Source organism: Chamaesiphon sp. (assembly GCF_041738855.1).
In the GTDB taxonomy this organism is placed as follows: domain Bacteria; phylum Cyanobacteriota; class Cyanobacteriia; order Cyanobacteriales; family Chamaesiphonaceae; genus Chamaesiphon.
In genome coordinates, this window is sequence record NZ_JBGSPA010000072.1 from 1 (window position 1) to 4062 (window position 4062).

Consider the following 4062-nt stretch of genomic DNA (forward strand, 5'->3'; position numbering starts at 1 on the left):
CCTGTTACAGCTTACTAACCACTCATCATCAATCAAGTGACACAACGCAGATGGTTACAATTTATTGTTTCTGGTGTATCTTTACTTATTTCGCTGGGACTGGATTTATATTTCCCCGCAATCAAGGACGTACTGTGCATCATGACCCCGTCCAGACTCACGACCGAAGACACGAATACCGGAATAGAAAGGATTAAATAATGCTTAAACAGCCGTTTTTAGTATTTTCAATGCCACTCGATAATACTCCCGCGCTCAACCGAGGGCGATTAGTTTTATACGATTGGGAAAAAGGGCATATCAATCGCTGGGTAGCCACATCTGGATTAGGCAATTGGCAAAAAATCGGGGGATGGGCTAAACAGGGCGGTGGGGTTTGTCCTGCTCCTTACCAGTGCAACCCGACCTTCTCGAACTACTGGGTACAAGTCGCCCCGCTCGATTTATCCCACGTCAAAGGCGTCGAAGGTGCGGGATATCCGATGACTCCCTTTGCCGTCCGAACCAAAGAGGGAGTGCAGCGATCCGACCTGTTAATTCATCGCGATGCTAACGTCCCTGGATCGATGGGTTGTATCGTGCTGCCAGATGATGAGTTTAAAGACTTTTGCACCACGTTCGATCGGGAGCTGGTGGGGCACGAACAGATTAAGCTCTGGGTACAGTACGATTTTTAACCCTGATGGTATCATTGGCTGTTGGCTGAATGTCCCAACATCAAAACCCACCCTACTGAACCTCGGGTGGGTTTTGATTTAAGCGGAGATGTTTATCATCGATTAAGATGAAACTTCAATTAACAGGCGATCGTACAGCAGTCGAGTAATTCGATAACCGAGTGTCATCGCACTTCTTACCCCCGCCATGTGACGGTCTTTGGGAGTGCCCTTAGTCTCTTTCCACCGCGTCCGCAGTTGAGCCACCGTCAGAGCGGCGGTAGGGTTGGACTTGGCGCGTTTGTCTAACTCACAAACAAGCCAACTATCCTGCATCTTCTCCGGTAGTACATTCGTTGTAATCCAACAGTAGAGCATCTTCCGAGCGAACGATGAGCCAGAATATGTTAGTGCGGAGCTGCCACCGGATTCTACCAACCTTTTTCCCATCCCAAGCGATAGTTGAAACCCTGACAGCGACTTATTTTTTTTGTGTTTGCCGCGATCGTCCTCATAGCGATCGATGTGTGGTTGACCCGATAGTAAGAACTTCTCGAACGGGTAGATATTGGTTAGGATCGTTGCTTGCATTACATAGCCAAAGCCAAATAATTCTAATGTGTCGCGATATCGATCGAAAGAGTCACCGAGGAGCCTGGTGCATAAATCATCCTTTAGCTTGGTTTCTTGAATCTGTGCCCCGACGATAGAGAGTGCGTGATTGCGGGTGTAGTCGGTGATGGCGATCGATAACGCAGTCGCGATTGATTTTGCGTACTCATTCTCGATCCGCTTGTAGCTGTGAACGTCAGCTAGCCACCCGACCCAAGGACTAAAACCGCCGATGGCGCGACTGTTGGTAATTGCGCGATCGGCAACTTCGGGGAACTCATGTTTGAGTCTTTGCCGGAGCTGCTGGGTGAATATTTTGGTGGTCGATTCGAGTGATTTAATCTCCAATAACCTGTTATTGACCTCCGCAATCGCCCCCGTCCGCCAATATAGCCACGCATTGCGGGCGTTGAAGATCGGATCGAAATAACTCACGGCCAAACAGAAGGCATCCGTCCTGTCGTCTTTGTCCTTAAACCCATACGCCCCGCGATTGTGAGACAGATCGGAGTGACCGATCCACTTAACTTTGATGCCTAAATGTGCGGCTAGATCCGACCACAGCCGCGAATACCAGACCCCTGTAGGTTCCATCACTAGATAGTCGGGCTGAATCTCTTGCAGTAGCTCGATCGCATCACGAAGATTGATACTCGATCCTTCTTTCGAGTTATCCATCCCGATCTTAGAAATGCAGGATTTGGCGTTACGTTTATAGAAATCTGGGTAGGACATTCCTACTGGCAATTGCTCTAAACAAAACGCCACAACAAATTTAGCACCGATATCGATGCCTAAAACTTTAGTCATGATTTTTATTCAATTTTTTGGTCTAGTTGAAATTGTAATTAAGCAAGGATTGGCGATGAATTAATTAGACCCCTAGGGGTCTGAACTCGATTAGTAAATCCCAGATAGCTTAGGTACAAGCAAGGATAATAGGGGCTGGTGATTAATCGTAAGCCAAACGGCTGAAATCTGCTAAAAAGCCCCTACCAGACTTGACGGGTAATTACTCCCGCTACACGCTAGGTGCGTGTTTCGTCGCTCCTACGACTCGTCAGGCGGGTTGATATTAGCGTGAGTTTTTGGTATAATTAGAGCATCACTTTCTTCGATATCAATTAAAATCATCTCTAATAGTTCCGTAACTGTTTGAGTAATATAATTGCGGTGAGAATGGGATATTTTGCGATTACCATAGCGATTGGGGAATGAGCTGCCAAGCAACCCGATCGCTATTTGCGTATTAGTCTTGATTAGTCTTTTGTTCATAGTCTTTCATCTTTTTTTGGTGAATTAACTCGTCGAGGTGAGCAAACAGATATGTCTGTAAAGTGTGAGCGGTTCCTGTCAACTGCACCGCATGGATAATCGCATCATCCCCCGTATAATCAGCGGCTAGATGAATCTGAGTAATTAGATCGGTGAGTTCGTATTCGATCCCATTTGCCGCATGTCCGAACGCTTCATACGGAACGATCGGCGATTGGATTTCGAGCGTGTCATTGTCAGATTGGGTCATTAGAAATCTGCCCCCATAGATGAGGGTGTGAATTATTAAGCAAGATTTAGTCTTCGTCGTAATCGCACATAGGACAGACGGCATCCCAGAGAGCATAAACCAGCAAACTGCTACAGCAAGAGCAGCGTGTCGGAAACATCAACTCCCAGTCTTCCTCGGTGTATTCTTCATCCATGTGAAATATCCCGCATGTGACGGGTTGAGCGGGTCGATTGATACATTAGCCTACGGGGTGAAAATGACCGATTGAACCTGCCTAAATCCTCTGTATCAAGCAATCAGAAAAATTTACAGCAAATTTTAGATTTTGGATTTTTTCGATATTTAGATGACTGGACGCTCGACATAGATTAGCAGCGGCTAGTTCTTGTCGATCGCATTCGGTCTAAATATCGCATCAAGTACCGCAGCAGTGGGGAACCCTAAAGATACCCCTAGCTGTGGTAATTGCCGTGCGATGCACCTAGAGCCTGACAATTAGGGATGAACGTCACTAATGGAGACTGGCAATGTCATCACTATAGCATAGGTGTCAAATATATTTGACACTTGCGTCAAATATATTTGACAATGTTGTATGATTGAAGTAGCCATAAAGGCTAATGAGCAATGGAGGTATACGATTGAGAGAATTAATTAGCAGAGAGCGATTCACGGTTACAGAGGTAGCCGAAGCGATTGGTGTCAAGCGGGCAACGATCTACACATGGATCAATACCGCTCCGATCGATAAGCTCTACGCGATCGCAAAATGTATCGGAGTGCCATTCCAAGAAGTAGCAGACTGCTTCAACCCAGATCTACATCCCCAGACCGAAACCGAACCCGATCGCAACTAAATCAAAAACCCCAGTCGGATCGGCTGGGGTTTGAACTTACATAATACATTTCCATCATGACAAAACTAGCAGCAACTCAACTCAGTCTAATCGCTGAGTTAGATTTTGTAGATTCACCCGTTGGGGATTGGGCTTATGACGAGTTAGGTACTAACAATTTCTTAGTACCTAACTCGGATAAATCAGAGTTAGGTACTAAGAATTTCCTAGTACCTAACTCTAGAACTGTCAGCACTGGTTCGTGCCGAGTTTTGTCCCAAATTCTTCATAAGAATGAGGTAACTCCAGAACAACTATTAGTACCTAACTTAGAATCCTGGAAACCGCCGATCGGTTGCTTCCAACAGAAACCAATAAAAGGTCATCTCTATTGGTACTGGAGATACTACGATAATCGCGGCAAAAAAGCATCGAAGTATCTGGCTAAAGA

At 45.9% G+C, this 4062-nt stretch carries 5 protein-coding genes; 3 read left to right on the forward strand and 2 right to left on the reverse strand.

The annotated features are described in order from the left end of the window. Positions 1 to 230 precede the first annotated feature (230 nt). On the forward strand, positions 231 to 677 hold the full coding sequence (locus ACEW9I_RS07430; protein WP_373539715.1) for a hypothetical protein: 447 nt from the start codon (positions 231 to 233) through the stop codon (positions 675 to 677). A gap of 102 nt (positions 678 to 779) precedes the next feature. On the opposite strand, the gene ACEW9I_RS07435 is transcribed toward ACEW9I_RS07430, so the two are convergent. Then, entirely contained in the window at positions 780 to 2078 is a 1299-nt protein-coding gene (locus ACEW9I_RS07435) for a hypothetical protein (protein ID WP_373539716.1), read from the reverse strand. 439 nt (positions 2079 to 2517) lie between these two features. Then, positions 2518 to 2793 carry a hypothetical protein gene (locus ACEW9I_RS07440; protein WP_373539717.1) on the reverse strand — a complete coding sequence of 92 codons (276 nt, stop codon included), beginning with the start codon at positions 2791 to 2793 and terminating at the stop codon, positions 2518 to 2520. Between the two features lie 623 nt (positions 2794 to 3416). Here ACEW9I_RS07440 and ACEW9I_RS07445 point away from each other — a divergent pair. Then, positions 3417 to 3632: a helix-turn-helix domain-containing protein gene (locus tag ACEW9I_RS07445; RefSeq protein ID WP_373539718.1), complete on the forward strand. Its 216-nt coding sequence runs from the start codon at positions 3417 to 3419 to the stop codon at positions 3630 to 3632. Positions 3633 to 3688: 56 nt separating this feature from the next. Continuing rightward, positions 3689 to 4062 (forward strand): hypothetical protein (locus ACEW9I_RS07450; RefSeq protein WP_373539719.1); only part of this gene is annotated, 374 nt, incomplete at its 3' end.

Excerpts from the sequence above, each read along its gene's own strand:
- ACEW9I_RS07435 (WP_373539716.1), bottom strand. The coding sequence starts at position 2,078 with ATGACTAAAGTTTTAGGCATCGATATCGGTGCTAAATTTGTTGTGGCG.
- ACEW9I_RS07430 (WP_373539715.1), top strand. The coding sequence starts at position 231 with ATGCCACTCGATAATACTCCCGCGCTCAACCGAGGGCGATTAGTTTTA.
- ACEW9I_RS07440 (WP_373539717.1), bottom strand. The coding sequence starts at position 2,793 with ATGACCCAATCTGACAATGACACGCTCGAAATCCAATCGCCGATCGTT.